Below are 26,511 nucleotides of genomic sequence, written 5' to 3' on the forward strand. Positions count from 1 at the left end.
GCTGGCCGGCAACCCAAACGAAAAGCGGTAGTGCCGGCCGCTGGCCGGCAACCCAGGCCATGCCTCAGCGCAGGTAATCGCTGTTCGCCATCGCGTCGGCCAGGTAATCCACGAATGAGCTGATCCGCGCCGACACGGCCGTGTTGCGGTAGTACACCGCATGGATCGGCTGGTACACGTCCAGCGTCTGCGCCGCCAGCACCGGCACCAGCGTGCCGTTGGCGCGATCGCGATCGGTGACGAAGTCGGACAGGCAGGTGATGCCAACGCCTTCCACCGCCAGCCGCCGCAGGGTCTCGCCACTGGACACGGCGATATCCGGCCGCACCAGCAGCAGACCGTCCGCGTCACCCGGCAACGGCCAGCGGTTCAGTGATTCCGGTTCGTTGAAGCTGAGCAGGGTGTGCTGGCCCAGCGCGGCGACACTGCTGGGCTCGCCATGCAGCGCCAGGTAGGCCGGGCTGGCCACCAGCCGCAACGGACGGCGGCCCAGCGGCCGTGCGTGCAGGGTGGAATCGGCCAGCGGCCCGATCCGGATCGCCACGTCAGTGCGCCGCTCCAGCAGATCGATGTAGCGGTCGGAACTGTTCAACTCCAGCTGCACATCCGGATAGCGCGCGCGATAACCGGCCACCAGCGGCGCGATCACATGCAGCACGAACGGCATCGCCGCATCCACTCGCAGGCGTCCGGCCGGGCGTTCGCGGCGCCTCGCCATCTGTTCCTCGGCCGCCTCCACCGCATCGAGGATCGCCCGCGCCTGGCGCAGGAACACCTCGCCCTCGGCGGTCAGGTGCAGGCGGCGGGTGGTGCGGGTCAGCAGCGTGGTGCCCAGCTTGTCCTCCAGCCGTCCCAGCGCGCGGCTCACGCCCGACGGTGTCTGCCCCAGCTGCTCGGCGGCGGCGCTGATCGAGCCGCTGTCGATCACTGCCAGGAAGGCCTGCATTTCATCGAGGGTGGTCTTCATGCCCTCATTATTGACTGAAAGGCAAGAGTGATTGGCGTGAAGAGTGGTTTTTCAGCAAAGGTCGGCGGCGCAGACTGCGCAGCCTCTTCCCCTGCTGGACCCTGTCATGATCCGTGGCATTCCCCTCGCCCTGCTGGCGTTGACCCTCGGCGCCTTCGCCATCGGCACCACCGAATTCGTCATCGTCGGCCTGATCCCGACCATCGCCGCCGACCTGCAGGTCAGCCTGCCCTCGGCCGGCCTGCTGGTCTCGCTGTACGCCCTGGGCGTGGCGGTGGGTGCGCCGGTGCTGACCGCGCTCACCGGCCGCGTCCCGCGCAAATCGCTGCTGGTCGCGCTGATGGCGCTGTTCACCCTCGGCAACATCATCGCCTTCCTGGCGCCGGGCTACAGCTCGTTGATCGTCGCCCGCATCCTCACCGGCCTGGCCCATGGCGTGTTCTTCTCCATCGGTTCGATCATCGCCACCGCAGTGGTGCCGAAGGAGAAGGCCGCCAGCGCGATCGCCATCATGTTCACCGGCCTGACCGTGGCGCTGGTGACCGGCGTGCCGCTGGGCACGTTCATCGGCCAGCACCTGGGCTGGCGCGCGACCTTCCTGGCCGTAGCCGGCCTCGGCGTGATCGCCCTGCTCGGTGCGCTGCTGTTCGTGCCGCGCAGTGTGCCGCAGAGCGCGCCGGCCAGTTTCCGCCAGCAGCTGGCGGTGCTCGGCCAGCCGCGCCTGCTGCTGGTCTATGCGATGACCGCACTGGGCTACGGCGGCACCTTCCTGGCCTTCACCTACCTGGCGCCGATCCTGCAGGACGTCACCGGCTTCTCCGCCAATGCGGTCAGCCTGGTGCTGCTGGTGTATGGCGTGTCGGTGGCGATCGGCAACCTGTGGGGTGGGCGCATGGCCGATCGCATGGGCCCGGTGCCGGCCCTGAAGCGCATCTTCGCGCTGCTGGCCATCGTGCTGTTCGCGCTCACCTTCACCGCCTACAACGGCACGCTGATGCTGCTCACCGTGCTGGCACTGGGTGCAGTGGCGTTCGGCAACGTGCCCGGCCTGCAGGTGTATGTGGTCAAGCAGGCGCAGCGCTATGCGCCGCAGGCCACCGACGTGGCGTCGGGGCTGAACATCGCCGCGTTCAATGTCGGCATCGCGCTGGGCGCCTCGCTCGGCGGCCTGGTGGTCGAGCACATCGGCCTGATGCACACGCCCTGGCTGGGCGCCCTGGTGGTCGTGCTCGCCTATGCACTGACCGTGCTCAGCGGGCGCCTGGATCGTCGCGACGGCGTCGACCACCGTGCCGACGGCATCACCGCGGCCGCGCATTGATTCATGCAATGCACCGTTGCCGGCATGCATGCGGTGCCTGCCCTACCCTCTTCCTTCTGCCTCTCCCTTCCCCCGCTGGAGCTTCCCATGACTGTCCCCGCCTTTGGCCTCGGCACCTTCCGCCTGAAGGACCAGACCGTGATCGACTCGGTGCGCAACGCACTGGAGGTCGGCTACCGCGCCATCGATACCGCGCAGATCTACGGCAATGAAGCCGAGGTCGGCCAGGCCATCGCCGAATCCGGCGTGCCGCGCGACGATCTGTACCTGACCACCAAGGTGTGGATCACCGAATTCAAGCGTGATGCGCTGCTGGCCAGCCTGCAGGCCAGCCTGCAGAAGCTGCGCACCGACCGCGTCGACCTGGCGCTGATCCACTGGCCGTCGCCGAATGACAAGGTCGATGTGCCGATGGAGGAATACCTGCCCGCGCTGGCCGAGGCCAAGGCGCAGGGGCTGGCGCGGGAGATCGGCATCTCCAACTTCACCATCGCGCAGACCCGCAAGGCGATCGAGATCCTCGGCGCCGGGGCCATCGCCACCAACCAGGTCGAGATCCATCCGTACCTGCAGAACCGGCTGCTGGTGAAGTTCCTGCAGGACAATGGCATCCACATCACCGCCTACATGAGCCTGGCCTATGGCGAAGTGCTGAAGGACCCGGTGATCCAGGCCATTGCCGGCCGCCACCAGGCCACCCCGGCCCAGATCGCGCTGGCCTGGGCCCTGCAGCAGGGCTTCTCGGTCATTCCGTCGTCGACCAAGCGCGAGAACCTGGCGGCCAACCTGGAAGCGGCCGCCGTACGCCTGACCGACGAAGACATGGCGCAGATCGCCAAGCTCGACCGCGGCCACCGCCTGGCCAATCCGGAAGGCATCGCCCCGGCCTGGGATTGACCCCGACGGTTCGGGTAGACGCCGACCTGGGTCGGCGCCTGCCCCTGATCGATCGATGAAACAGCGTGCCGACCCAGGTCGGCACCTACCAATGCAGGGTTACCCCTGGTCCTGCAACAACCACCCGCGCATCGCTGCACTCACCTCGTCCGGCTTCTCCATCGGCGCCAGATGCCCGCAGTCGGGCACCACCACCAGCTGCGAGTGCGGCACCAGCGCATGCATTTCCTCGCTCACCGCCAACGGCGTGATCCGGTCGTTCGCACCACATACGATCAGCAGCGGATCGCGGTAGCCGGCCAGCACCTCATGGCCGTCACGGCGTTCCAGCGCGCTCTGGCGCAGGAATACCTCCGCACCCAGGCGTGCAGTCATGTCACGTACCCGCTGCACCAGCACGTAGTCATCCAGCCGCGAAGCGTCGATATAGCTGCGCATCAGCGTGTCGCCGAAACCGTGGAATTTGCCCGGCAGGCGTACGCTGGCGCGCTGGCTGCGGCGCTGCTCGGCACGCTCCGGCGAGTCGGCGTGGATCGAGGTGTCGATCAATGCCAGCTGCAGTACGCGCTCCGGAGCAATGCGCAGGATCTCCTGGGCGACGAAGCCGCCCAACGAGAAGCCGGCCAGCGCGAACCGCTCCGGCGCCTGCGCCAGGACGTCCCCGGCAACGCCCTGCAGGGTCTCCGCGCGGGTCTGGTCGCCCACCGTGCAATCGGCGATGTCGGCCAGGTCGGCCAGCTGTGCGCGCCACAACTCGGCATCGTTGAGCAGGCCGGGAAGCAGCAGCAGGGGAATACGTTCGGTCATGCCGGTATTGTCGCGCCGGTGGGATGACGGAACCATGCCGTGGATGGCCCTGTCCGTTGCAGCACGGGCCCAGTGGCGGCACGGCACGCTAGGATGCGGCTCCCACCCTCCCTGTTCCACGGACGCGATCATGGCAGACCCCTACAACAGCAGCCCGACGCCGGCACACGCGCCGCCTTCGCTGCGCTTCGACGATTCACTGGTCACCACCGCCTTCGAACTGCCCGGGCAGCGCATCGTGCGCAACCTGGGCGTGGTGCGCGGCATCACCGTGCGCTCGCGCTCGATCGTCGGCAATTTCCTCGGCGGCCTGCAGACGATCTTCGGCGGCAACATCACCATCTACACCGAGCTGTGCGAGCAGGCCCGCGAAGAGACCTACCGCGACATGGTCAAGCACGCGCGGCAGCTGGGTGCCAACGCGATCATCGGCATGCGCTACGACGCCACCGACGTGATGACCGGACTGACCGAAGTGCTGTGCTACGGCACCGCCGTGGTGGTGGAACCGGTGCGTTGAGGCCACCACGCCGCCGGACGTGGTTCACGCCACCGGCGGCACCGCGGGGACCTCCACCTGCTGCACCGGCAGGGTCACCATCATCACCGTCGGGTCGTCCGGATCCAGCCGGGTCTTGAAGCCCAGGCTCTGGCACATCGCCAGCATGGTGCTGTTCTCGCGCAGCACCTGGCCTTCGACCACGTCCAGGCCCAGCCACTTGGCGTACTCGATCATGATCGCCATCAGCCGCCAGCCGATGCCATGGCCCTTCAGGTCCGAGCGGATCAGGATGCCGTACTCACCGCGGTGGTAATCGGCATCGGCGTGCAGGCGCACCGCGCCGAGCATTTCGCCGCTACGCGGCTCGATCGCCACCAGTGCGATCGAGCGTGCGTAGTCGAGCTGGGTCAGGCGCGCGATGAATTCATGGCTGAAGTGCTTCACCGACTGGAAGAAGCGCAGCCGCAGATCCTCGTCGCTGACCCGGGCGAAGAACGCGCGGAACAGCGCATCGTCTTCCGGCCGCACCGGGCGCACGAAGGCGCGGCCGCCATCGGACAGTTCGATGGTGCGCTCCCATTCCTTCGGATACGGGAACACCGAGAAACGCGGGTGACCACGCCCCTTGTGCAGGATGCGCGAGGGCGCCACCGCCACGCGTGCGTCGAGGGCGAGGATGCCCTTGCCATCGACCAGCAACGGGTTGATGTCGAGCGTGCGTACTTCCGGGATGTCGGCGGCCAGCTGTGCCAGCTTGACCAGCGCCAGCGCCAGTGCGCGTTCATCGGCCGCCGGCACATCGCCATAGGCCTTGAGGATGCGCGAGGCACGGGTCTGGCCGATCAGCTCGTGGGCCAGGCGCAGGTCCAGCGGCGGCAATGCCAGTGCCTTGTCGTTGATCACTTCGACCGCCGTGCCGCCGCGGCCGACCACGATCACCGGACCGAAGGTGGCGTCATCGGCGATGCCGACGATCAGCTCGCGCGCCTTCGGGCGCACGATGGTCGGCTGTACCAGCAGGCCATCGATGCGCGCCTGCGGCCGCAGCTGGCGCGCACGCGACAGGATCGCATTGGCCGCGCTCTGCACCGCCGGCAACGTGCCCAGGTTGAGGCGCACGCCGTCCACTTCCGACTTGTGCGGGATGTCCGGCGACAGAATCTTCAACGCCACCGTCGCGCCGCGCTCCAGCAGCGGCTGCGCCAGGTCCATCGCCTCGTGCGCATCGCGCGCATGCATCACCGGCGCGGACGGAATGCCGTAGGCCTTGAGCAGTTCATGGGTGGCCAGCGGGTCCAGCCACTGCTGGCCGTTGGCCAGCGCTGCATCGACCAGCGCACGTGCGGCGGCGGCATCGACACTGAAGTCCTGCGGCAGGCTGGGTGGGGTCTCCATCAGCGCGTTCTGCGCTTCACGGTACCTCACCAGGTGCTGGAAGCCGCGCACCGCCTCGGCTTCGGTCGGATAGGTCGGCACCCGTGCCGCGTTGAGCGTGGCGGTGGCCTGGTCGTCGTTGCCCAGCCACACCGCGAACACCGGCTTGTCACGGTGATGGCGCGGGCGCAGGCCGAGCGTGCGGGTCAGCGCCTGCGCGGCATCTGCGGACGAGGTGAACGCGGTCGGCACATTGACCACCATCACCGCGTCATTCTCGTTGTCGGCCAGCAATGCTTCGATCGCCGACGCGTAGCGATCACCGTCGGCATCAACCACGATGTCGACCGGATTGCTGCGCGACCAGCCCTGCGGCAGCACCGCATCGAGCTTCTCGATCGTGCCCTCGGAGAGGGTGGCCAGCGTCCCGCGCAACGCGATCAGCTGATCCACGGCGAGGCGGCCAACACCGCCACCGTTGCTGAGAATGGCCAGCCGCCGGCCGGGGAAGGTCCCCAGCCGCCCCAGTGTCTCGGCGGCGGTGAACAGTTCGTCCAGCGCGCCCACCCGCAGCAGGCCGGCGCGATTGAACGCCGCGCCGTACACATCATCGGCGCGCGCCAGTGCCTGCACATGGGTGTCACGGCTGCCCGGCTGCACCCGCTCGGCGCGACCGGACTTCACCACCACCACCGGCTTGGCGCGGGCGGCGGCGCGCGCGGCCGACATGAACTTGCGCGCGTCCTTGATCTGCTCGACATAGAGCAGGATGGCGCGGGTGCGATAGTCGGTGGCGAAGTAATCGAGCAGGTCGCCGAAATCGACATCCATGGTGTCGCCCAGCGAGACCACGGCGGAAAAACCGACCGAGCGCGCCACGCCCCATTCCACCAGGGCGGCGGCGATGGCCGACGATTCGGAAATCAGCGCGAGGTCGCCGGCCTGCGGGAAATGCGCGGCGATGCTGGCGTTGAGCCGCGCATGCGGTGCGATCACGCCCAGGCAATGCGGGCCGAGGATGCGCAGGCCGTGCTTGCGCGCCACCGCCTCCACCTGCGCCGACAGTGAATCCGGGCCTTCACCCAGGTGCGCGGTGAGGATGATCGCGGCCTGCACGCCGCGCTCGGCGGCGGTACGCACCACCTGCGGCACGATCGCCGCCGGCGCGGTGATCACCACCAGGTCCGGCACCCAGTCCAGGTCCTTCAGCCGCTTGACCGTACGGATGCCATCGATCTCGGCATGCCGCGGGTTGATCCACGCCACCTTGCCAGGGAAACCGGTACCGCGCAGGTTGCGCATCACCGCACGTCCGGCGGAGCGCTCGCGCGGGCTGCCGCCGATCACCGCGACCGACTGCGGACGGAACACAGACTGCAGGTGGTAGGTACTCATGCGCCTACGGTACCCAAATTCAGCAGCGTTGGGGATGACACAGAAAAAGGGGACGGAGGGGATTAAGTCGTTTATGCATAAACGACTTAATCCCCTCCGTCCCCTTTTTTTTGTCAGAGCAGGGTGCCGTGCAGGATCAGCGCGGCGATGCTGAAATAGATCACCAGGCCGGTGACATCGACCAGGGTGGCCACGAACGGGGCCGAGGCGCTGGCCGGGTCGAAGCCGAGGCGCTTGAGGATGAATGGCAGCATCGAGCCGGACAGCGAGCCGAAGGTGACGATGCCGACCAGTGCGGCGCCGATGGTGATCGCCAGCAGGATCCAGTGCTCGCCGTAGTCGTGCAGGCCGCCCAGCTGCCAGATCACAATGCGCACGATCGCCAGGCAACCGAGGATGGCGCCCAGCACCATGCCGGTCGGGATCTCGCGCAGCGCGACCTTCCACCAGTCGCGCAGGCGCAGCTCGCGCAGCGCCAGGCTGCGGATCAGCAGCGAAGTCGCCTGCGAACCGGAATTGCCACCCGAACTCATGATCAGCGGAATGAACAGGGTCAGCACCACCGCGCGTGCCAGTTCGTCCTCGTAATGCTGCATCGCGCTGGCGGTCAGCATCTCGCCCAGGAACAGCACGCTCAGCCAGCCGGCGCGCTTGCGCAGCATCTCGAAGAAACCGATCTGCATGTACGGCTTGTCCAGGGCCTCCATGCCGCCGAACTTGTGCGCGTCCTCGGTGGACTCCTCGATCAATGCATCCAGCACGTCGTCAACGGTGACGATGCCCAGCATCTGCTGCTGCGCATCCACCACCGGGATCGCCAGCAGGTCGTGGCGGCGGATCAGCCGCGCCACTTCTTCCTGGTCCATCAATGCGTCCACCGTTACCGGCGGATTGACCTGGGCCACGTCCAGGATCGACTCCTCCGGCAGCCCGGTGATCAGCCGGCGCATGGTCACCACCTGCTGCAGCTGCTGGCTGGCCGGGTCCAGCACGTAGATCGCGTACACCGTCTCGCGGGTGCGCTCGACCTGGCGGATGTGCTGCAGGGTCTGCGCCACGGTCCAGCTGGCAGGCACCGCCACGTACTCGGTGGTCATCAGCGCACCCGCGGTGTTCGGCGGGTAGCTGAGCAGCTTCTGGATGGCCTGGCGCGCATCGGTGCCCAGCAGCGGGATCAGCCGCGCACGCTCGTCCTCGTCCAGCTCGTGGACGATGTCGGTGGCACGGTCGTCGGCCATCAGCCCGAGCAGGGCGGCGGCGCGCGCCGGTGGCAGCTCGGCCACCAGCTCCCCGCTGCGGTGCAGCTCCGGCGCTTCCAGCATCTTCACCGCACGCGGCAACGGCAGCGCAGCCAGCGTTTCCGCGGCGCGGGACAGTTCCAGCGTGTTGAGGAATTCCACCGCATCGGCGGTGTTGTAGTTCGCCAGGGGCGCGGCCAGTGCGGCGGCATCAGCCACCGGGCGCAGCAATTGCTTCTGGTTCATCGGTTTTGCCTTGTGGGGGGTGCGACCTCGCGCAACGCCAACGCAGGCAAACCGTCCCGATGTCAGGCGGTGGCCATCGCTGGCGTCGAACGAGGTCGACTTCTACTGTCGCTGGACATGGGTTGGGGACTCCGGGATGCGTGTGCCGGCGGACGCGCCGCCGGCGGCGGGCAGTCTGGACCCGCCGGCCATGCAGGTCAACCCGGGGCCGCGGCAGGGCGGCGCGGCCGGCGTCGTTTGTTCTCGTGCGTACACGGGCCGGCGCGCATAATGACGCTGTGGTGTTCGCCACGCCCTCCCCCCCGAACGGACGCACAGCGGGCTTCCCCGATGACCAGGTATTCCCATGCATAGCGGTGGTCTGGAACTGGCCCTGGTACTGCTGCTGGCGGCGGTCATCGCCGTGCCGGTATTCAAGAAGTTCGGCTTCGGCGCCGTGCTGGGCTACCTCGCGGCCGGCGTGGTGCTGGGCCCGGATGGGCTGGGCTTCGTACAGGACGCTGACCGCATCCTCGGCGCCGCCGAGATCGGCGTGGTGATGCTGCTGTTCGTGATCGGTCTGGAGCTGTCACCGGCTCGGCTGAAGGTGATGCGGCGCTCGGTGTTCGGCGCCGGCGCGGCCCAGGTGGCGCTGTCCGGACTGGTCCTGGGCGGCCTGCTGCTGCTCGACCATTTCCAGTGGAAAAGCGCGCTGGTGGTGGGCGTGGCACTGGCGCTGTCGTCCACCGCGGTGGGCCTGCAGCTGTTGTCCGAGCACAAGGCGATCAACAGCGACCACGGCCGTCTGGGCTTTGCCATCCTGCTGTTCCAGGACCTGATCGCGATCCCGTTGCTGGCGGCGATCCCGCTGCTGGGCGGAGTGAAGAACGAGACCCTGCGCATCGAGGATGCGATGGTGGCGCTGGGTGCGCTGGCGGTGGTGATCCTGTGCGGGCGGCCGGTGCTGCGCAAGGTGTTCAGCATCATCGCGCGCACCCGCAGCCCTGAGGTGTTCACCGCCACCGCGCTGCTGGTGGTGCTGGGCACCGCCTGGTTCATGCAGGAAGCCGGCCTCAGCCCCAGCCTGGGGGCATTCCTGGCCGGCGTGCTGCTGTCCGATTCGGAATTCCGGCACGAGCTGGAAGCGCAGATCGAGCCGTTCAAGGGCCTGCTGCTGGGCCTGTTCTTCATCGCGGTGGGCATGGGCATCGACCTTGACCGCATCGCCGCCGAGCCGTGGCTGATCGCGGCCGGCGTGGCGATCCTGCTGGTGGTCAAGTTCGGCCTGCTGTACGCGATCGGACGCATCGCCAGGCTCAGTTCGCGGCAGTCGCTGCTGCTCGGCAGCGTGCTGTGGCTGGGTGGCGAGTTCGCCTTCGTGGTGTTCAACGAAGCGCAGCGCGCGCACCTGCTGGGCAATGCCAACCATGACCGGCTGGTGGCGATCGTCGGCCTGTCGATGGCGATCACTCCGCTGCTGATGATCGCGCTGCTCAAGCTGCTCGGCCAGGAAAAGGCCGCACCACGCCAGGCGGCCGAGGCCGACAAGGTGGCGCCGGACAACCGGCCGAAGGTGCTGATCGCCGGCATGGGCCGCTTCGGCCAGGTGATCGCACGCCTGCTGACCGCGCAGAAGGTGCCGTTCGTGGCGCTGGAGGCGAACCCGGACACGGTGGCTGACCTGCGCCGCTTCGGCAACCAGCTGTATTACGGCGACCCGACCCGGCCGGAGATGCTGCGCGCGGCCGGCGGTGAGCACATCGATGTGTTCGTGATCACCGTGGATGATCCGGAAACCAACCTGCGCGCGGTGCGCATGGTGCGCCGGCTGTATCCGGACGCGACGGTGCTGGCCCGCGCGCGCAACCGCCAGCATGCCTGGCGGCTGATGGACATGTCGGCCGAGCCGTTCCGTGAAGTGTTCGGCACCAGCCTGGAGATGAGCGGGCGCGTGCTGACCGCGCTGGGCGTGGCGCCGACGGTGGCCGAGCGCCATGTGCAGCGCTTCCGCGAGCACGACGAACAGCTGCTGCGCGACCAGTACCTGGTCTACGACGACGAGGCTGCGGTGATCCAGACCTCGCGCGATGCGCGCAACGACCTGATGCACCTGTTCGAGGCGGACGCGGAAAGCGACGGCGACAAGGAGCGGTGAGAGTGTGCCGGTGTGCCGACCAACGGTCGGCACCCACCGCGGTAGTGCCGGCAATCACCCTCATGCCCGGTAGTGCCGGCAATCACCCACTGCGGTAGTGCCGGCAATCCCCCTCATGCCCGGTAGTGCCGGCCGCTGGCCGGCAATCACCAAGATCGGAAAGGGATCTGCCCCCGGTCGGTCAGCCGTTGTCGCGCAGGAAGCGTGCCATCGACGAAACACCCGGTACGCGCGGTTCGAATTCACCGGCGACATCGATGAAGCCGCGCATCACCGCGATCTCGCGCGGGCTGCGGTTGAGGCCGTCGCGCAATTCCGGGTCGGCGCCTGCACGCAGCAGGCGCTGCACCAGCAGCGGTAGGCCATGCAGGGCGGCCAGGTGCAGCGGGCCGAAGCCACGCGGATCACGCACGTCCAGGCTCACGTCCTCGTCCAGCAGGCGCTCGACTGCGGCCATCACCACCTGCTCGTCGCAGGCGGTACCCGGCTCGGCACGCGCGCCCAGCAGCAGCAACAGCGGCGTGACCGAGCCCGCGGCGGCCTGGTCCGGTTCGGCACCGGCCAGCAGCAGGGTGTCGAGCAGGGCCAGCAGGCGCGAGCGGTCACGCGCACTGAAACCGTACAGCGCGGCACAGTGCAGCGGGCCCAGCTGCTGCGCGTCGCCGGCATGCACGTCGGCGCCGGCGGTGAGCAGGCGCGCGACGATGTCGGGCAGGCCCAGCGCCGAGGCCAGCATCAGCACGGTCACGCCGCCGGGCAGCCGATGCTCCAGCTTGGCACCGGCATCCAGCAGGGCCGAGACGATATCCACCTGGCGCATGCTCACCGCCGCCGACAGCGGCGTCGCGCCACTGGCTGCGGCGTGCTGCGGATCGGCACCGCGCGCCAGCAGCAGGTCGGTCACCGCCAAGTGGCCACCACCCGCCGCGCGCAGCAGCGCCGTGCAGCCCTGTGCGTCGACCGCATCAACAGCAAAGCCCAGATCGATCAGGCGGCGCACCGCGTCCACATCTCCGGCCATCGCTGCGGCCGGCAGATCCGCTTCGCGCAGGGTCCGCCGCGGCAGCGGCCATACCCGCCAGTCCAGCCAGTCGGCCAGGTCGCGGCGACCGATTGACAACGCCACGCCCAGCGGGGTCTGGCCGTCGGCGGCGCGCGCCTCCGGCGATGCACCGTGCTGCACCAGCAGCTTCAGCGCCCCTTCGCGGGCCAGCGCAGTGGCCAGATGCAGTGCGGTCATGCCATGGCTGTCGCGCGCCTCGCGATCGACACCGGCCTTGAGCAGGGCCTGCTGCAGGCGCAGCCAGCCCAGCCGCACCGCCAGTGACAGCGGCGGATCACCGGCCGGCGAGGCCGCGAACGGGTCGGCCCCCCGCTCCAGCAGTTCCAGCGCCAGCTGTTCCAGGCCACGCGCGGCCTGGTCGTGCTGTGCGCAGGCCGCGAGGAAGCGCGCCAGGCCACCGCGTCCGGCCGGCGACAGACCACGCTGCAGCATCACCTGCAGTGCAGGCACCGCATCGATGCCGCGCGACAGCAGGGCGAACATCGGCGTGTCGGAGCAGGCGTCGCGCACATACGGGTCAGCGCCGTGGGCCAGCAGCCAATCGACCGCATGCGGCTCCAGCGCCAGTTCCGGATCGAGCAGCAGCCCGCCCAGTTCTTCCGGCTGGCACAGCTTGGCCAGCGCGGCCATGCCGTCGGTATTGCCGAAGCCCAGCGCCTCGCGCAGCAGGGTCAACGGCGGCCGGTCCGGCAGCAGGCCACTGGCAGTGGCGGCTTCGCCACGCTCGGCCAGGCCGTCGCTGACTGCGGCCGGCAACGGATAGGCGGGGTCCAGCAGCGCCACGATCGCCCAGCGGCCGGCTTCGGCGGCGTAGTCCACCGCGCGGCGGCCGACCGGATCGGCGGCATCGGCAGCGATGCCCAGGTCGACCAGGCGCTTGATCAGCAACGGCGAAACATCCTCGGCCATCACCGCCAGCTGCACGGCGTTGCGGCCCTCGCCATCCACCGCGACCAGGTCGGGCTTGTGCGGCAGCAGGTGTTCGACCACGGCGGCACGGCCGGCGCGGGCAGCTTCCAGCCACGGCGTGCGGCCCAGCGCATCGCGCGCTTCCAGGTTGGCCCCGGCCGCCAGCAGCACGCCGATGATTTCCACGTGACCGGCCAATGCGGCTTCGTGCAGCGCGCTGCGGCGCTGGCGGTCACGGGCATCGGCGCGCGCCTTGTGCTTCAGCAGCAGCTGCACGCCGGCCGGATCGTCATCTTCGGTGGCGGCGGCGGCCAGCAGCACCGGCGTGCCATCGGCCGGTTCGCTGCGCGCACCGCGTTCGAGCAGGAAACGCGCCAGGCGCCAGTTGCCCACCTGGCAGGCCACCGCCAGCGGCGACCAGCCATCCCGGTTCAGCGCGTCCACTTCAGCGGCGGCATCGCGCAGCAGCGCGGCCACGCCCGGGTCGGAACTGCGTGCGGCATGGTGCAGCGGCGTGTTGCCATCACTGTCGGTGGCGCGCGAATCGGCGCCGTTGGCGAGCAGGGTCATCACCGCTTCCGGGCGGCCATGCCAGCTGTCACGGGTGGCGGCCAGCAGCGGCGTCATGCCCCGGTGCGGCGCGTTCACATCGACGCCGCGGGCAATCAGCTCGCGCAGCAGGCGCAGGTCCGGCAGCACCGCGGCCAGCACCGCCAGGCTGCGCTGGTCGCGCCAGTTCGGGTCCGGCAACGCATAGGGATCGGCGCCAGCCTGCAGCAGCTGCAGGCCGCGATCGATGCGGCCATGACGGGCGGCTTCATACAGGGCCGGGGTCAGTTCCTGCGGCGCCATCGCCTCCAGCGGCGCGGTTTCGGCCGCCGCCGCGAACATCGGTTCGGGCTCGTTGCCGGCCGTTGCCAGCGGACGGCTGCCCGCCGACACCAGCGGCGCCGACGCAACCCGCTGCAACAGCAGGTGCAGCAGCGGCGACAGCAGCACCACCGCCAGCGCGGCAGGCCAGCGTGCGGCCTCCGGCAGCAGCTGCGGCCAGGCTGGCAGCACCACCAGTGCAGCCAGCGCGATCACCAGCGCGGCCACGCCAAGGCCGCGCCAGGCGGTCAGGTCGCGCCCGGCCAGCGCATGCCAATGCTGGGCCAGGCGGCCATCAAGACGCTCGACGTCGTTCCACAGCGGCCAGGTACGCCAGGCCGCCAACAGGCCGGCACTGACCAGCACGCTCAGGCCCAGCACCGCGGCCAGGCTGCCACTGTCACGCAGCGCCGCCAGCGGCCAGGCCAGCAGCAACGCCAGCAGCAGCGGCGCGGCCGCCCATAGCGCGAGCAGCGCAGGCAGGTCCTGGCGCGCGACCACCTTCAACGGCAGCAGCGCACGGCTGCGACGCCACCACGACACCCCCAGCGCGAACGCAGGCTGTGCCAATGCGGCAAGGATGGCACCCGCAACGCCGCCCACGGCGGCACCCAGCGCCAGCAAGGCGCCCACGGCAAAGGCGATCGACAGCGCGCGCGGACGGGAGGCGTCAGTCATAGTGCCGCGGCATCAGGCTGGTCACCGACGGTGGCACCTGCAGGTAGAACCCGCGTTCGCTCATTTCGCTGCGGACCTTGTCCGGGTCGGCCTGGGCCAGGCGGCGCTGGGCATCCAGGGCCACTTCCAGGACGAAGGTGAGCGTCCCCAGCGAGGCGAGCAGCGGCGCGGGCAGCGCGCTGAAATCTTCGCGTCGGGGAACGTAGACGTAGGTGTCCGGCTTGAGTTGGCTTTTATAGACGTAGGCGTGCATGTCCGCGGGACAATAACCCGGGAAGAGCCATGATTGTGTCGGAAAGCCGACACCGGGGAAAGCCGTGCGCCGACAATGCCAGCGTGATCGGCGGCGTTTCCCCGGCGGGGTTCAGCAATGTGGCGGTGGCGTTCAGCCTGAGGCGGCGCTCAGTGATACCCGCTGCCGGCATGCACCTTGCCGCGGAACACCCGGTACGACCACGCCGTGTAGCCCAGGATGACCGGCAGCAGCACGACCAGGCCGACCAGGGTGAAGCCAAGCGAAGATGCCGGCGCGGCGGCCTGCCACAGCGTCATCGAGGGCGGCAGCAGGTACGGCCACATGCCCAGCACCAGGCCGAGGAAGCCCAGCACGAACAACGCCAGGCTGAGCAGGAACGGCGGCAGGTCGCGGCGCGGATGGGTGGCACTGCGCCAGAGGGCGGCGGCCACCGCCAGGGTCAGCAGTGGCACCGGCGACAGCCACCAGAAGTTGCCGTCGCTGAACCAGCGGTCCATCAAGCGCGAATCGAGGAACGGCAGCCAGCTGCTGACCAGGCCCATCGCCGCGATCACCGCCACCACCAGCGGCCGGGTCAACTGGCGCGCCAGTGCCTGCACGCGGCCTTCGGTCTTCAGGATCAGCCAGGTGCTGCCCAGCAGCGCATAGCCGGCCACCAGCGCGGCACCGGTCAGCATCGCGAACGGGCTGAACCAGGCGAACGGCCCCCCGTGGTAGGCGCCGTCCTGCAGCGGCAGGCCCTGCACCAGCGTGCCCAGGATCACGCCCTGCGCGAAGGTGGCCAGCAGCGAGCCCAGCGCGAACGCCACGCTCCACAGGCGGCGCGAGCGATGTGCCTTGAAGCGGAACTCGAAGGCCACGCCGCGGAACACCAGCGCCACCACCAGCAGCAGCACCGGCAGGTACAGCGCCGACAGCAGCACTGCGTAAGCCTTGGGGAATGCCGCCAACAGGCCGGCGCCACCGAGCACCAGCCAGGTTTCGTTGCCGTCCCAGATCGGTGCGGCGGTGTTCATCATCAGGTCCAGCTGGTCTTCGTCCTCGGCAAACGGCGCAAGGATGCCGATGCCCAGCACGAAACCATCCAGCACCACGTACATCAGCACGCCGAAGCCGATCACCGCGAACCATGCCACCGGCAGCCAGGTCATCAGGTCCATGTCAGCGCTCCTCCAGCGGTTCGTCGGCGGCCGACAGCGGGCGCGCCGGGGTGTGGCTGCCATGATCCAGCGACGGCCCTTCGGCATACGGCTGCGGTCCGTGGCGCAGGATCTTCACCAGGTACCAGATGCCCCAGCCGAATACGAACGCGTAGCCCACCACGTAGACGCCCAGCGACAACGCGGTCATCCACGCACTCTGCGGGCCGACGGCATCCGCAGTGCGCAGCACCCCGTACACCACCCACGGCTGGCGCCCCATCTCGGTGACGAACCAGCCCGACAGCAGCGCGATGAAGCCGCTCGGCAGCATCCAGTTCCAGCCCCGCAGCAGCCACGGCGAATCCAGCAGCTTGCGCCGCCACAGCTGGAAGGCCGAAACCCAGGCCAGCAGCAGCATCAGCGTGCCCAGCCCGACCATGATGCGGAAGGCGAAGAACACCGGCGTCACCGGCGGCCGTTCGCTGGCCGGTACCGAGGTGAGCGGATCGAAGCGGCCGTCCAGCGAGTGGGTGAGGATCACGCTGCCGAGCTTCGGGATGGCCACTTCGAAGTCGTTGCGCTCTTCCTTCTCGTTCGGCAGCGCGAACACCACCAGCGGCACGCCTTCGCCTTCCTGGGTTTCATGCCAGTGCGCTTCCATCGCTGCGATCTTCATCGGCTGATGCTTGAGCGTGTTCAGGCCATGCATGTCGCCGACGAAGATCTGCACCGGTACGGTCAGCGCCGCGAACGCCACCGCCGCGACCAGCATGCGCCGGCCCGCCTCGACGTGGGTGCCCTTGCGCAGGTACCACGCGCCGACGCCACCGATCACGAAACAGGTGGTGATGAACGAGCCCAGCGCCATGTGCGCCAGGCGGTACGGGAACGAGGGGTTGAACACCACCTGCCACCAGTCCACCGGGTGCACGATGCCATTGACCATCTCGTAGCCGGCCGGCGTGTGCAGCCAGCTGTTGGACGACAGGATCCAGAACGTGGAAAACAACGTGCCCAGCGCCACCATGCAGGTGGACAGGAAATGCAGGCGCGGCGAAACCCGGCCCCAACCGAACATCATCACGCCGAGGAAGCTCGCCTCGAGGAAGAACGCGGTCAGCACCTCGTAGGTCAGCAGCGGGCCGATCACCGTGCCGGCCACCTCGCTCAGCCGTGGCCAGTTGGTGCCGAACTGGAAGGCCATGACGATGCCACTGACCACGCCCATGCCGAACGACACGGCGAAGATCTTCTGCCAGAAGAAATACAGCTCGCGCCACACCGGCAGCCGGGTGCGCAGCCAACGCCATTCGATGAAGGCCAGCCAGCTGGCCGTACCGATGGTGAAGGCCGGGAACAGCACGTGGAAACTGATGACGAATCCGAACTGGATCCGGGACAACAACAACGCGTCCAAGGGACGCCTCCTGCCTGCGACCGGTGGGATACCGGACCACTTTAGGAGGATTTCGTTATGCCGGGATGCGACCGGGTGACGCGCTGCTTCACTTTGTCGCAGGAGGGCATCGCCCCCGCACTACCGGACAACCGGCCTGGCCGCTGCCAACCCCGGTTGGCACACGCCCAGGCCGGCCTCTCCTCAGTTCCAGAAGTACCAGGCCGCTGCAGCCAGCAGCGCGCCAAACAGCAGCACCTGCACCACCACGTAGACCACGCCACTGTCGCGCGACTCCGCGGAAATCCGCTGCTGCAGCGCTTCGCTCACGTCCGGCGCCTGCTCCTGCCGTGCCTGCTCCTGCCGTGCCTGTTCACGCAGCGCCTGTGCCAGCGCGCGCTCGTCCGCATCGCGAGGGTCGGTCGGTGGGTTCACAGCAGTTCTCCGGCGGTGGTGCGCCGTGTCAGTTCCTGCTTGAGGAGCTGGCGCGCGCGGAACAGGTGGCTCTTGATGGTACCCCGGGCCAGCCCGGTCACCTGTTCGATCTCGGCCAGGTCGAAATCCTCCAGGTAATGCAGGCCCACGATCAGCCGTTGCGGCGCGGTCAACCGTTCCAGTGCCGCGCCCAGCGTGCGGCCCGCCTGCAGCGCCTCGCTCAGTTCGGCCGGGCCGGGCCCCTCGTCACCGATGCCCAGTTCCTCCGGCACCTCCACCGCCACCATCCATTGTGCCTCCAGCCGGCGCCGCCGCAGGTACTGCAGCGCGGTGGTGTAGGCCACCCGCGAAACCCAGGTGCGCAGCGAGCATTCGAAGCGGAACCGGTGCAGCTGGCGGAATACGGCCAGGAAGGTCTCCTGCAGCAGATCGGCGACCTGGTCGCGGTCGCCGACCATGCGCCCGATCACATGCGCGCAGGTGCGCTGATGGGCCTGCACCAGCTGCGCGAACGCCGCGTGCGAACCATCGATGATCGCGCGGACCAGGGCGCGGTCGTCATCGCCCGCCGTGGCGGGCTCGGCGCCCCCGACCGCGACGTCGCGGCGACGTCCGCGCAATGCCGACAATGCTTCGCCGAGCAGGCTCATCGACGTGGCGCCCCGTGTGCCCGTGGCATGTGCCGGCTCAGCCCCTGCGTGCGGCAGGACGGGTGAAATGCCAGGCCAGCAGCTGGCCAAGACCGGCACTGCCGACCATCGCCGCGGCGGCGCCGAAGGTCAGCTCACGCGCACCGATCACTTCCAGCAGGGCCATCGCCAGCGCCAGGCAGACCAGGCTGATGCCCCAGCGCAGCGCGCCCTGGCGGCGACGTTCTTCTTCCAGCACGGCCAGCGAGCGGATCACTTCCTCGGGCACGTGTGGCGCCACCAGCTTGCTGCGGGCGCGGGCATCGGCAATGGCGTGGATCGCGTAGGCAATGCAGATGAAAAGGGTGATCGGGATCAGTTCCTGCATGGTCGGGCTCCTGTTCGGTGGATGATGCGGGTTCAGGAGAATGGATGCGCAACGCCGGCGACCGGTTGCAGTGGATGTTTCAGGCCTCGTCGTCGGCCTCGGAAGCGACCGGCGCATCCGGGAAATAGGTTTCCAGCTGGAAGCCCAGCCGCAGATCGGCCATCAGCCGCACCAGGTCATCGTCCAGTTCGAATCCGGCCCAGGCGCGCTTGCCGAAGAGGCCGATACGCAGGCCGAGCCCGGCGCCCTCCTGGTTCAGCCCGCGGATCACCTCCGCCCGCGCCTGCAGGAACGCCACCACCTGCGGCCACGCATCCATCAGCCAGCCGTCCTTGCCGGCCGCCAGTTCAAAACCGACGCGGGTGACGGCATGCACGCGGATCAGGCGGCCCTCAGCAGCGACCAGATCGGTGCCGACATCGCGGAAGAACGTCCGCTCCTGGTCCAGCCGGGCCGAGATATCGGCGCTGGTGGCGCTGGGATGCTGCACCTGCAGGGAAACCCGGTAGTCATAGCGGTACATGTCGGTTCCTTCCGATGCGGACGCCCATCATGCGGCACGCGCTGGCCGCTGCGGCGCCTTTGCCCAACCGGTCAGCATGACCTGTGGCCCCCTCCCCCGGTGCGGGCGGCTGCTACCCTTGCCCGGTTTCCTCATCTGGTGCTGTCCGCCCATGTCCCGAGTGCTGCCCCTGTCCCTCCTGCTGTCGGCCGTGCTGGCCGCACCGGCCGCGCATGCCGCGCCGACGCCGATCACCATCGAACAGGCCATGGCCGACCCGGACTGGATCGGTCCGCCGGTCGAGAAGGCCTGGTGGTCGTGGAACAGCCAGCAGGTGGAATACCAGCTCAAGCGCAACGGCAGCCCGGTGCGCGACACCTTCCGCCAGCCGGTGGCCGGTGGCGTGGCCGCGCAGGTGGCCGATGACCAGCGTGGCAGCCTGGACGTGGCCGAACCGGTCTACGACCGCAGCCGCAGCCGCAGCGCCTTCGTCCGCAATGGCGACGTGTTCGTGCGCGACCTGCGCAGCGGCGCGCTGACCCAGCTGACCCGCAGCAACGAACGCGCCAGCGGCGTGAACTTCGCCGCCGACAACGGCGTGATCTGGCGCGTTGGCCAGAACTGGTTCCACTGGACCGCCGCGGCCGGCGTGCAGCAGGTGGCCAGCCTGAAGGCCGAGAAGGACCCGCGTACGCCGCCGAAGGCCGACGTGCTGCGTGACCAGCAGCTGCGGACCCTGGAAACCCTGCGCCGCGACCGCGAGCAGCGCGAGGCACTGAAGGACCAGGACCAGCGCTGGCGCCAGGCCGACCCGACCCGCGCACCGGGCCCGGTCTACCTGGGAACCGAGGTGGAGATCGCCGACAGCGTGCTGTCGCCGGACCTGACCCACCTGATCGTGGTGACCAAGCCGAAGGACTTCGACGACGGCCGTGGCGGCAAGATGCCGCTGTACGTGACCGAATCCGGCTACGAGGAAACCGAAGACACCCGCACCCGCGTCGGCCGCAACGGCTTCGAGCCGCACACCCTGTGGTACGTGGACGTGCGCACCGGCAAGGCCGAGAAGGTCTCGCTGGCCGGCCTGCCCGGCATCGGCACCGATCCGCTGGCCGAACTGCGCCGCAAGGCCGGCAAGGATGCGCTGAAGGGCGAGCGCAGCCTGCAGGTGATGAGCGACTTCATGGGCGGTGGCATCCGCTGGAGCGCCGACGGCCAGCAGGCCGCCGTGATGCTGCGTGCCAACGACAACAAGGACCGCTGGATCATCAGCGTCAACGCCGCCGATGGCCGCGTGCAGAACCGCCACCGGCTGACCGACAACGCCTGGATCAACTGGGGCTTCAACGACTTCGGCTGGATGGCCGATGGCCGCACGCTGTGGCTGCTGTCCGAGGAATCGGGCTTCTCGCACCTGTACACCCAGGCCGGCAGCGCCAAGCCGCAGGCGCTGACCAGCGGCAAGTGGGAAACCTCGGCACCGGTGCTGTCGGCCGATGGCAAGGGCTTCTACTTCCTGTGCAACCAGCAGGCTCCGCATGACTACGAAGTCTGCGCGGTCGACACCGGCAGCCGCCAGGTGCGCGAGCTGACCAGCCTCAACGGCGTGGAAGACTTCTCGCTGTCGCCGGATGGCCAGCAGCTGCTGGTGCGCTACTCCGGTGCCTACCTGCCGCCGCAGCTGGCAGTGCTGCCGAGCAGCGGTGCCGGCCAGGCACGCGTGCTGACCGATACCCGCAGCGCCGACTACAAGGCGCGCCAGTGGATCCAGCCGAAGCTGGTCGCGGTGCCGTCCAAGCATGGTGCCGGCGTGGTCTGGGCCAAGTACTACGAGCCGGAAAACAAGGAACCGGGCCGCAAGTACCCGATCGTGATGTTCGTGCACGGTGCCGGTTACCTGCAGAACGTGCACCAGCGCTACCCGGCCTACTTCCGCGAGCAGATGTTCCACAACCTGCTGGTGCAGAAGGGCTACATCGTGCTGGACATGGATTACCGCGGCAGCGAGGGCTACGGCCGCGACTGGCGCACGGCGATCTACCGCAACATGGGCCACCCGGAACTGGAAGACTACAAGGACGGCCTGGACTGGCTGGTCGACACCCAGCAGGGTGACCGCGACCATGCCGGCATCTACGGGGGTTCCTACGGTGGCTTCATGACCTTCATGGCGCTGTTCCGAGCACCGGGCACCTTCAAGGCCGGCGCCGCGCTGCGCCCGGTGGTGGACTGGCACCAGTACAACCACGGCTACACCAGCAACATCCTCAACACCCCGGATATCGATCCGGAGGCGTACCGCGTGTCTTCGCCGATCGAATACGCGCAGAACCTGCAGGACAACCTGCTGATCGCCCACGGCATGATGGATGACAACGTGTTCTTCCAGGACTCGGTGAACCTCACCCAGCGCCTGATCGAACTGCACAAGGACAACTGGTCCATCGCCCCGTACCCGCTGGAGCGCCACGGCTACGTGCGCGCCGATTCCTGGCTGGACCAGTACAAGCGCATCCTCAAGCTGTTCGAGCAGAACCTGAAGTGAGCAACGCCGCGGCCACGATCCGGATCGTGGCCGCGGTCATCCTGGATGACCGTGGCCGGGCGCTGGTGGTGCGCAAGCAGGGCGCCAGCCGCTTCATCCAACCGGGCGGCAAACCCGAACCCGGCGAAGCGCCGCTGCAGGCGCTGGCCCGCGAGCTGGACGAGGAACTGGGCGTGCAGCTGCGCGCCGATGCCGCGCTGGCATTGGGCACGTTCGAGGACTGGGCGGTGAATGAGCCCGGCCACCGCGTGCAGGCGCAGGCGTGGTGGGTGCAGGTGGATGGCATGCCGCAGCCAGGCGCCGAGATCGCCGAACTGGCCTGGGTGCAGCTGCAACCACCGCATGGCCGGCCCTTGGCACCCTTGAGCGAACACCATATCCTGCCGGCCGTCGCCACCCGGGTGACCACCCGCTGACCGTGCGGGTGCCGACTGCAAGGACACCGGATGTCAGTGCCGCTCCCCGCCTCCCCCGCGCCCGCCCCCTCGCCCTACCACGCCTGGGTACGCCCGATCGGGCAGGCCTCGTTCTGGCTGTCGCTGCTGCTGACGGTCTACTTCCTGCTGCAGGCACTGCTGCTGTGGCCGCTGCACGGCACTGCGGCCTGGCAGGCCCTGGCCGGCGCCGCAGTGGCCCATCAGGTCCACAGCATGGCCTGGCTGCTGGCGCACCCGGTGGCCGCGTCGATGATCGCCGCGCTGTACTGCCTGGTCTCGACCCTGGCCAGCCACGGCCTGCTGCGCGAGCGGCGCTGGGGCATGTGGAGCTTTGTGGCGATGCTGATGCTGAGCGCCCTGGCCAACTTCGCGATCGCCGCATGGCTGGATCTCTTCATGCGCGAGGTCATCCCGCTGCTGACCGACGACATCGGCGTGCAGCACGAGCTGCGGGTCAAGCGCCTGCTGTTCACCCTGACCCTGCTCGGCACCTCGCTCCTGCTGCTCGGCCTGCAGGGCTGGCTGGGCTGGCGCCTGCTGCGCCCGGATATCCGCGCCCGCTTCCGCTGAGTGCTCCCTCCCTCTGTACGACAAGGACCGTCGCATGCGCCTGTTGAGCCTGCTTCCCGCGCTGCTGTTGTTGACCACGCTGCCGGCCGCCGCCGATGCGCTGCGCTGTGGCGAATACCGCGTCGCCAACGGCGGAACGTCGCTGGTGTTCACCACGCCCAGCAGCGGCTACCGCCACAACAGCATGAGCGAGCCGGAGCCACTGTGGGTCGATCGCAGTGCGGCGCAGACGCGCCTGGTCATGCTCGACGATGGCATCTCGGTGCCGATCAGGATCAGTGCGGACGGCCAGCGCATCGAGGACGACGTGCCGATGCTCTACACCCTGCGACGGCCCCGTGCCTGCGCCGTCGAGCCCAGCGCCGAGCCGGGCAGCTGCCGCGCTGCCGGCAGCTACTGCATCGTACAGCTGCCCAGCGCCTCGCCGGCCCAGGCACAGCGCGCCTGCAGCGAAGGCGTTGGCGCCGGTTGCTCGGCGCTGCTGCAGCAGCAGCTCGAAAGCAGCACCGCGGCCGCCACCGATGGCGCCGGCAGTGCGCGCTTCGAGCGCCCACCGGCCTGCCGCGAGCACACGCCCACGCACGATCCGCAGGCCTGCGAGGCACTCACCGACGATGATCTTGCCGCCGCCATGCGGCGGGTGGGCCAGCGCCTGGAACAGGCCGAGAAGGCGCCGGAGCGACCGCCGCTGCCGCTGGCGGCACTGCAACAGCTGCAGCCGTTGTGCCTGCGCCACCGCGCGGGCCGCTTCTGCGTCGAACTGGCCGAACAACAGTTGAATGCCCTGCAGCCGGCGCTGGCGGTACAGGCGCTGCAGGTGGTCTGCGACGGAGGCCGCGTCAGCGCCTGCGAACGGACCGCGCCGCTGCATGCGCTCGGCGCCGACCTGCGCCTGGTGCCGCTGCAGCAGGTGCCCTGCGGCCGCTACCAGACCGACGACGAGATGCCCGACAGGCTCGATTTCGGCGATGGCTCGCAGGCCCGCCTGCATGACGGCGCGGTCCATCTGCAGCGCGACGGCGAAACCCTGGTACTGCGCCAGCTCGGCAACGGCGACCTGCTCGGCATGGATACCCAGACCGGTTACCAGCGCTATCGGCCGGTGTCCGGCACGGCACAATGCTCGCCCCCGCGCGAGGGCCGTGGTTTGCCGTAGCGCCGGGAGTTTTCCGTTCGATCGTCAGGGAGACGATATGCATTCATCCGCACCGCGCCGCCGCTGGCTGGCCTGGGCCTTGCTACTGGCCGCGCCGACGGCCGTCGCACAGTCACCACAATGCGGCCTGTTCAAGGCCGACGAAGGCAGCGGTACGCTGCGCATCAGTTCGCCGAACCGCGGCGAACAGAAGCACTTCGGCAGTGCACCGTCTCCGGTCGCGTTCCAGCAGATCGACGGAGAGCTGCAACTGGTGAACCTGGAGTACGGCCTGCCCAGCGCGCTGCAGGTGCGCGATCGTGGCCGCACGGTGGAGGTGGACGGCACCGTCTACATCCTGCAGGCCCCCGCACAGTGCGCCGCAGCCGCCACGCCGGCTGAAGGCAGTTGCCTTGCCGATGCGGCGGCGTGCCTGGACCATCGCCGCGAAGCGAACGCGGCCGCGCTGGAAACAGGGTGCCGGGAAGGCGTGCCCGGCATGTGCCTGCAATTGGCCGACCGTTGGCACGATGAAGCCAAACCCACGGTCGAGGCCGATCCTGCCCTGGCAAAGGCAGCGCTCGACGCCGCCCTGTCCGGCATCAAGCTCCCCGCCGCCTGCAACAACGGCGGCTTCGAACAGGGAACCCCGGCGTGTGCCACCGCACTCGAGGCCGACCCCGCCGTGCAGGAGCAGCTGGTCAAGGCGGCGATGACGGCAGCCATGACCGAAGCCATGGTGACGATGACGGCGCCGACCGCACCGGTGATCATTCCAGCCGAACGGCGGCAACAGTTGTTGCGGCTCTGCCGCGAGGTACCGCACGGCGGCTTCTGCACCCGGGTGGCTGAACTGTCCTGGGAGGCGGGAGACCCCCAGCAGGCAGTACAGGCCCTGGCTGCAGCCTGCACACCCGGCAATGACACCGCCACCTGCGAGCGCCTGCCGGCGTTGCAGGCTCTGGGTACATCGTTGCAACCGCAGCCAGCAACGGCCCTACCCTGCGGCAACTATCGGGCCAACGGCGGCCTGATGGACACGTTGGATTTCGGCGATGCGGGCCTGGTCGGCGTGGGCTGGAGCAGCCACCTTCGCGCGCGTGTCGAAGAAGGCGACATCCGCATCCGCCACGACCGGGACGGCGACTTCGTGCTGCGCCCGCTACCGGGCGGGCAGTTGCTGGGCCTGGATAGCTGGACCCGCTTCCAGGTGTTCACTCCCACCGGCGAGGGCCCGACCCGGTGCAGTGCGCCGAAGCAGTTCAAGGTGCTGCCACTGCCGCAGGATTGCCCGCTGGCGCTGGCCAACGAGGACGGTGCCGACGCCTGCTGCGCGCAGGGCAAGCTGCAGGGCTGCAACATTCTCGGCAACCGCCTTGCGCTGTCGGGGGACTGGCTGCAGGCCGCCGGGCACTACACCACGGTCTGCCGTGCCGGCGTCCGCGAAGGGTGCGAGAACCTGGTTACCGCGCAGGGCAACGGTGCCGAAGTGGACGCACGGGCACTCCTGGAGCAACTGTGCAAGGCCGACCGCAGCGGCCTGCATGTGGCCTGCGACGTGCTCGGAACCCAGAACTGGGAGCTGATTACACTGGGCGGTGCGCTGCAGAAGGCAGTCGACGAGACGGCCGTGGACGACACTCCGGCGCCGCGCACCTCCAACCGCAAGCGCTGAGCCCGCCAGGGCCTGCCCGCAGCTTCGGGCGGGCCCTGCGGTAAAGTACGCGCCATGAACGAATTCGAGCGCGTGCGCGCCTACCTCACCGACCTGCAGGACCGCATCTGTGCGGCGATCGAGGCCGTCGATGGCCAGGCCCGCTTCCAGGAAGACCTGTGGCAGCGTGCCGAGGGCGGCGGCGGGCGTACCCGCGTGCTGCGCGACGGTGCGGTGTTCGAGCAGGCCGGCATCGGCTTCTCCGATGTGGCCGGCAGCCGCCTGCCGCCGTCGGCCTCGGCCAACCGCCCGGAACTGGCGGGCGCCTCCTGGCGTGCCACCGGCGTGTCACTGGTGTTCCATCCGCTCAATCCGTATGTGCCCACCACCCATGCCAACGTGCGCTTCTTCCAGGCGCAGCGCGATGGCGAGGTGGTGGCCAGCTGGTTCGGCGGCGGCTTCGACCTGACCCCGTTCTATCCGTTCGATGAGGACGTGCAGCACTGGCACCGGGTCGCGCGCGACCTGTGCGCGCCGTTCGGCGATGAGCGCTATGCCGCGCACAAGCGCTGGTGCGACGAGTACTTCTTCCTGCGCCACCGCAATGAAACGCGCGGCGTCGGCGGCCTGTTCTTCGATGACCTGCACGGCGATTTCGAACGCGACTTCAGCTATCTGCGCGCGGTCGGCGATGGCTTCCTCGACGCCTACCTGCCGATCGTGCAGCAGCGCAAGGACGCCGCCTACAGCGAGCGCGAACGCGAGTTCCAGCTGTATCGCCGTGGCCGCTACGTGGAATTCAACCTGGTCTACGACCGCGGCACCCTGTTCGGCCTGCAGAGCGGCGGCCGCAGCGAGAGCATCCTGATGAGCCTGCCGCCGCGGGTGCGCTGGGAATACGGCTTCAGCCCGGAGCCCGGCAGCGCCGAAGCACGCCTGGCCGACTACCTGGTACCACGCGACTGGCTCTGATGTTCCGGCGCCACGCCTGACGCGTGGCGCCTTCCCCCTGGCCTGGGTG

General features: G+C 69.0%; 22 protein-coding genes. 10 read left to right on the forward strand and 12 right to left on the reverse strand.

The features are described 5' to 3' along the window. Positions 1-64: 64 nt before the first annotated feature. A complete protein-coding gene (locus Q0P60_RS19455) occupies positions 65-967 on the reverse strand; it encodes a LysR family transcriptional regulator (protein ID WP_294997236.1) in 903 nt (300 codons plus the stop codon). A gap of 106 nt (positions 968-1,073) precedes the next feature. Between Q0P60_RS19455 and Q0P60_RS19460 the strand changes: the two genes are divergently transcribed. Together Q0P60_RS19460 and dkgB are read left to right on the forward strand one after the other, a co-directional pair. Beyond that, positions 1,074-2,288, forward strand: a complete 1,215-nt coding sequence (locus Q0P60_RS19460; RefSeq protein ID WP_294997238.1) for an MFS transporter — start codon at positions 1,074-1,076, stop codon at positions 2,286-2,288. A gap of 87 nt (positions 2,289-2,375) precedes the next feature. Next, positions 2,376-3,185, forward strand: coding sequence for a 2,5-didehydrogluconate reductase DkgB (gene dkgB, locus Q0P60_RS19465; protein WP_294997240.1), 810 nt, complete (start codon positions 2,376-2,378; stop codon positions 3,183-3,185). Between the two features lie 99 nt (positions 3,186-3,284). On the opposite strand, the gene Q0P60_RS19470 is transcribed toward dkgB, so the two are convergent. Next, a complete protein-coding gene (locus tag Q0P60_RS19470; protein ID WP_294997242.1) occupies positions 3,285-3,992 on the reverse strand; it encodes an alpha/beta hydrolase in 708 nt (235 codons plus the stop codon). A gap of 130 nt (positions 3,993-4,122) precedes the next feature. On the opposite strand from Q0P60_RS19470, the gene Q0P60_RS19475 reads away from it, so the two are divergent. Next, the gene (locus Q0P60_RS19475; RefSeq protein ID WP_294997243.1) at positions 4,123-4,512 is read left to right on the forward strand and encodes a YbjQ family protein; all 390 of its coding nucleotides are present in this window, start codon (positions 4,123-4,125) and stop codon (positions 4,510-4,512) included. Between the two features lie 24 nt (positions 4,513-4,536). Here Q0P60_RS19475 and Q0P60_RS19480 read toward each other — a convergent pair whose 3' ends face one another. Next, the gene (locus Q0P60_RS19480; RefSeq protein WP_294997245.1) at positions 4,537-7,263 is read right to left on the reverse strand and encodes a bifunctional acetate--CoA ligase family protein/GNAT family N-acetyltransferase; all 2,727 of its coding nucleotides are present in this window, start codon (positions 7,261-7,263) and stop codon (positions 4,537-4,539) included. A 113-nt stretch (positions 7,264-7,376) separates the two neighbouring features. After that, on the reverse strand, positions 7,377-8,747 hold the full coding sequence (gene mgtE, locus Q0P60_RS19485) for a magnesium transporter (RefSeq protein WP_294997247.1): 1,371 nt from the start codon (positions 8,745-8,747) through the stop codon (positions 7,377-7,379). 346 nt (positions 8,748-9,093) lie between these two features. Here mgtE and Q0P60_RS19490 point away from each other — a divergent pair, with 346 nt between their 5' ends. Beyond that, positions 9,094-10,881: a monovalent cation:proton antiporter-2 (CPA2) family protein gene (locus Q0P60_RS19490; RefSeq protein WP_294997249.1), complete on the forward strand. Its 1,788-nt coding sequence runs from the start codon at positions 9,094-9,096 to the stop codon at positions 10,879-10,881. A gap of 181 nt (positions 10,882-11,062) precedes the next feature. On the opposite strand, the gene Q0P60_RS19495 is transcribed toward Q0P60_RS19490, so the two are convergent. From Q0P60_RS19495 to Q0P60_RS19530, 8 genes are all read right to left on the reverse strand, one after another. Continuing rightward, positions 11,063-14,401, reverse strand: coding sequence for an ankyrin repeat domain-containing protein (locus tag Q0P60_RS19495; protein ID WP_294997250.1), 3,339 nt, complete (start codon positions 14,399-14,401; stop codon positions 11,063-11,065). Continuing rightward, positions 14,394-14,654 (reverse strand): YcgL domain-containing protein, encoded by a 261-nt coding sequence (locus Q0P60_RS19500; protein ID WP_294997252.1) that lies wholly within the window; start codon positions 14,652-14,654, stop codon positions 14,394-14,396. The genes Q0P60_RS19495 and Q0P60_RS19500 overlap by 8 nt, the downstream gene beginning before the upstream one ends. 149 nt (positions 14,655-14,803) lie before the next feature. Continuing rightward, positions 14,804-15,817, reverse strand: a complete 1,014-nt coding sequence (cydB, locus tag Q0P60_RS19505; protein ID WP_294997254.1) for a cytochrome d ubiquinol oxidase subunit II — start codon at positions 15,815-15,817, stop codon at positions 14,804-14,806. 1 nt (position 15,818) lies between these two features. After that, complete coding sequence (locus tag Q0P60_RS19510) at positions 15,819-17,216, reverse strand: cytochrome ubiquinol oxidase subunit I (RefSeq protein ID WP_294997255.1); 1,398 nt, start codon at positions 17,214-17,216, stop codon at positions 15,819-15,821. Between the two features lie 183 nt (positions 17,217-17,399). Beyond that, positions 17,400-17,630 (reverse strand): hypothetical protein, encoded by a 231-nt coding sequence (locus Q0P60_RS19515; protein ID WP_294997257.1) that lies wholly within the window; start codon positions 17,628-17,630, stop codon positions 17,400-17,402. Beyond that, positions 17,627-18,280 (reverse strand): sigma-70 family RNA polymerase sigma factor, encoded by a 654-nt coding sequence (locus Q0P60_RS19520; protein WP_294997259.1) that lies wholly within the window; start codon positions 18,278-18,280, stop codon positions 17,627-17,629. The genes Q0P60_RS19515 and Q0P60_RS19520 overlap by 4 nt, the downstream gene beginning before the upstream one ends. Before the next feature lie 37 nt (positions 18,281-18,317). Continuing rightward, the gene (locus Q0P60_RS19525) at positions 18,318-18,647 is read right to left on the reverse strand and encodes a hypothetical protein (protein WP_294997261.1); all 330 of its coding nucleotides are present in this window, start codon (positions 18,645-18,647) and stop codon (positions 18,318-18,320) included. Positions 18,648-18,726: 79 nt separating this feature from the next. After that, entirely contained in the window at positions 18,727-19,170 is a 444-nt protein-coding gene (locus Q0P60_RS19530) for a hypothetical protein (RefSeq protein ID WP_294997263.1), read from the reverse strand. A 151-nt stretch (positions 19,171-19,321) separates the two neighbouring features. On the opposite strand from Q0P60_RS19530, the gene Q0P60_RS19535 reads away from it, so the two are divergent. The 6 genes from Q0P60_RS19535 to hemF are packed head-to-tail and all read left to right on the forward strand — an operon-like array spanning position 19,322 to position 26,462. Beyond that, positions 19,322-21,694 carry a S9 family peptidase gene (locus Q0P60_RS19535; RefSeq protein ID WP_294997265.1) on the forward strand — a complete coding sequence of 791 codons (2,373 nt, stop codon included), beginning with the start codon at positions 19,322-19,324 and terminating at the stop codon, positions 21,692-21,694. Beyond that, on the forward strand, positions 21,691-22,110 hold the full coding sequence (locus Q0P60_RS19540) for an NUDIX domain-containing protein (RefSeq protein ID WP_294997267.1): 420 nt from the start codon (positions 21,691-21,693) through the stop codon (positions 22,108-22,110). Before Q0P60_RS19535 ends, Q0P60_RS19540 begins: the two co-directional genes overlap by 4 nt. A 30-nt stretch (positions 22,111-22,140) precedes the next feature. Beyond that, the gene (locus tag Q0P60_RS19545) at positions 22,141-22,701 is read left to right on the forward strand and encodes a hypothetical protein (protein WP_294997269.1); all 561 of its coding nucleotides are present in this window, start codon (positions 22,141-22,143) and stop codon (positions 22,699-22,701) included. A 34-nt stretch (positions 22,702-22,735) separates the two neighbouring features. Next, a complete protein-coding gene (locus Q0P60_RS19550; RefSeq protein WP_294997271.1) occupies positions 22,736-23,857 on the forward strand; it encodes a hypothetical protein in 1,122 nt (373 codons plus the stop codon). Between the two features lie 37 nt (positions 23,858-23,894). Continuing rightward, the gene (locus Q0P60_RS19555) at positions 23,895-25,511 is read left to right on the forward strand and encodes a hypothetical protein (protein ID WP_294997273.1); all 1,617 of its coding nucleotides are present in this window, start codon (positions 23,895-23,897) and stop codon (positions 25,509-25,511) included. Between the two features lie 54 nt (positions 25,512-25,565). Further along, positions 25,566-26,462 carry an oxygen-dependent coproporphyrinogen oxidase gene (hemF, locus tag Q0P60_RS19560; RefSeq protein ID WP_294997275.1) on the forward strand — a complete coding sequence of 299 codons (897 nt, stop codon included), beginning with the start codon at positions 25,566-25,568 and terminating at the stop codon, positions 26,460-26,462. Positions 26,463-26,511: the final 49 nt, after the last annotated feature.

The organism is uncultured Stenotrophomonas sp., from assembly GCF_945952405.1.
Taxonomy (GTDB): domain Bacteria; phylum Pseudomonadota; class Gammaproteobacteria; order Xanthomonadales; family Xanthomonadaceae; genus Stenotrophomonas.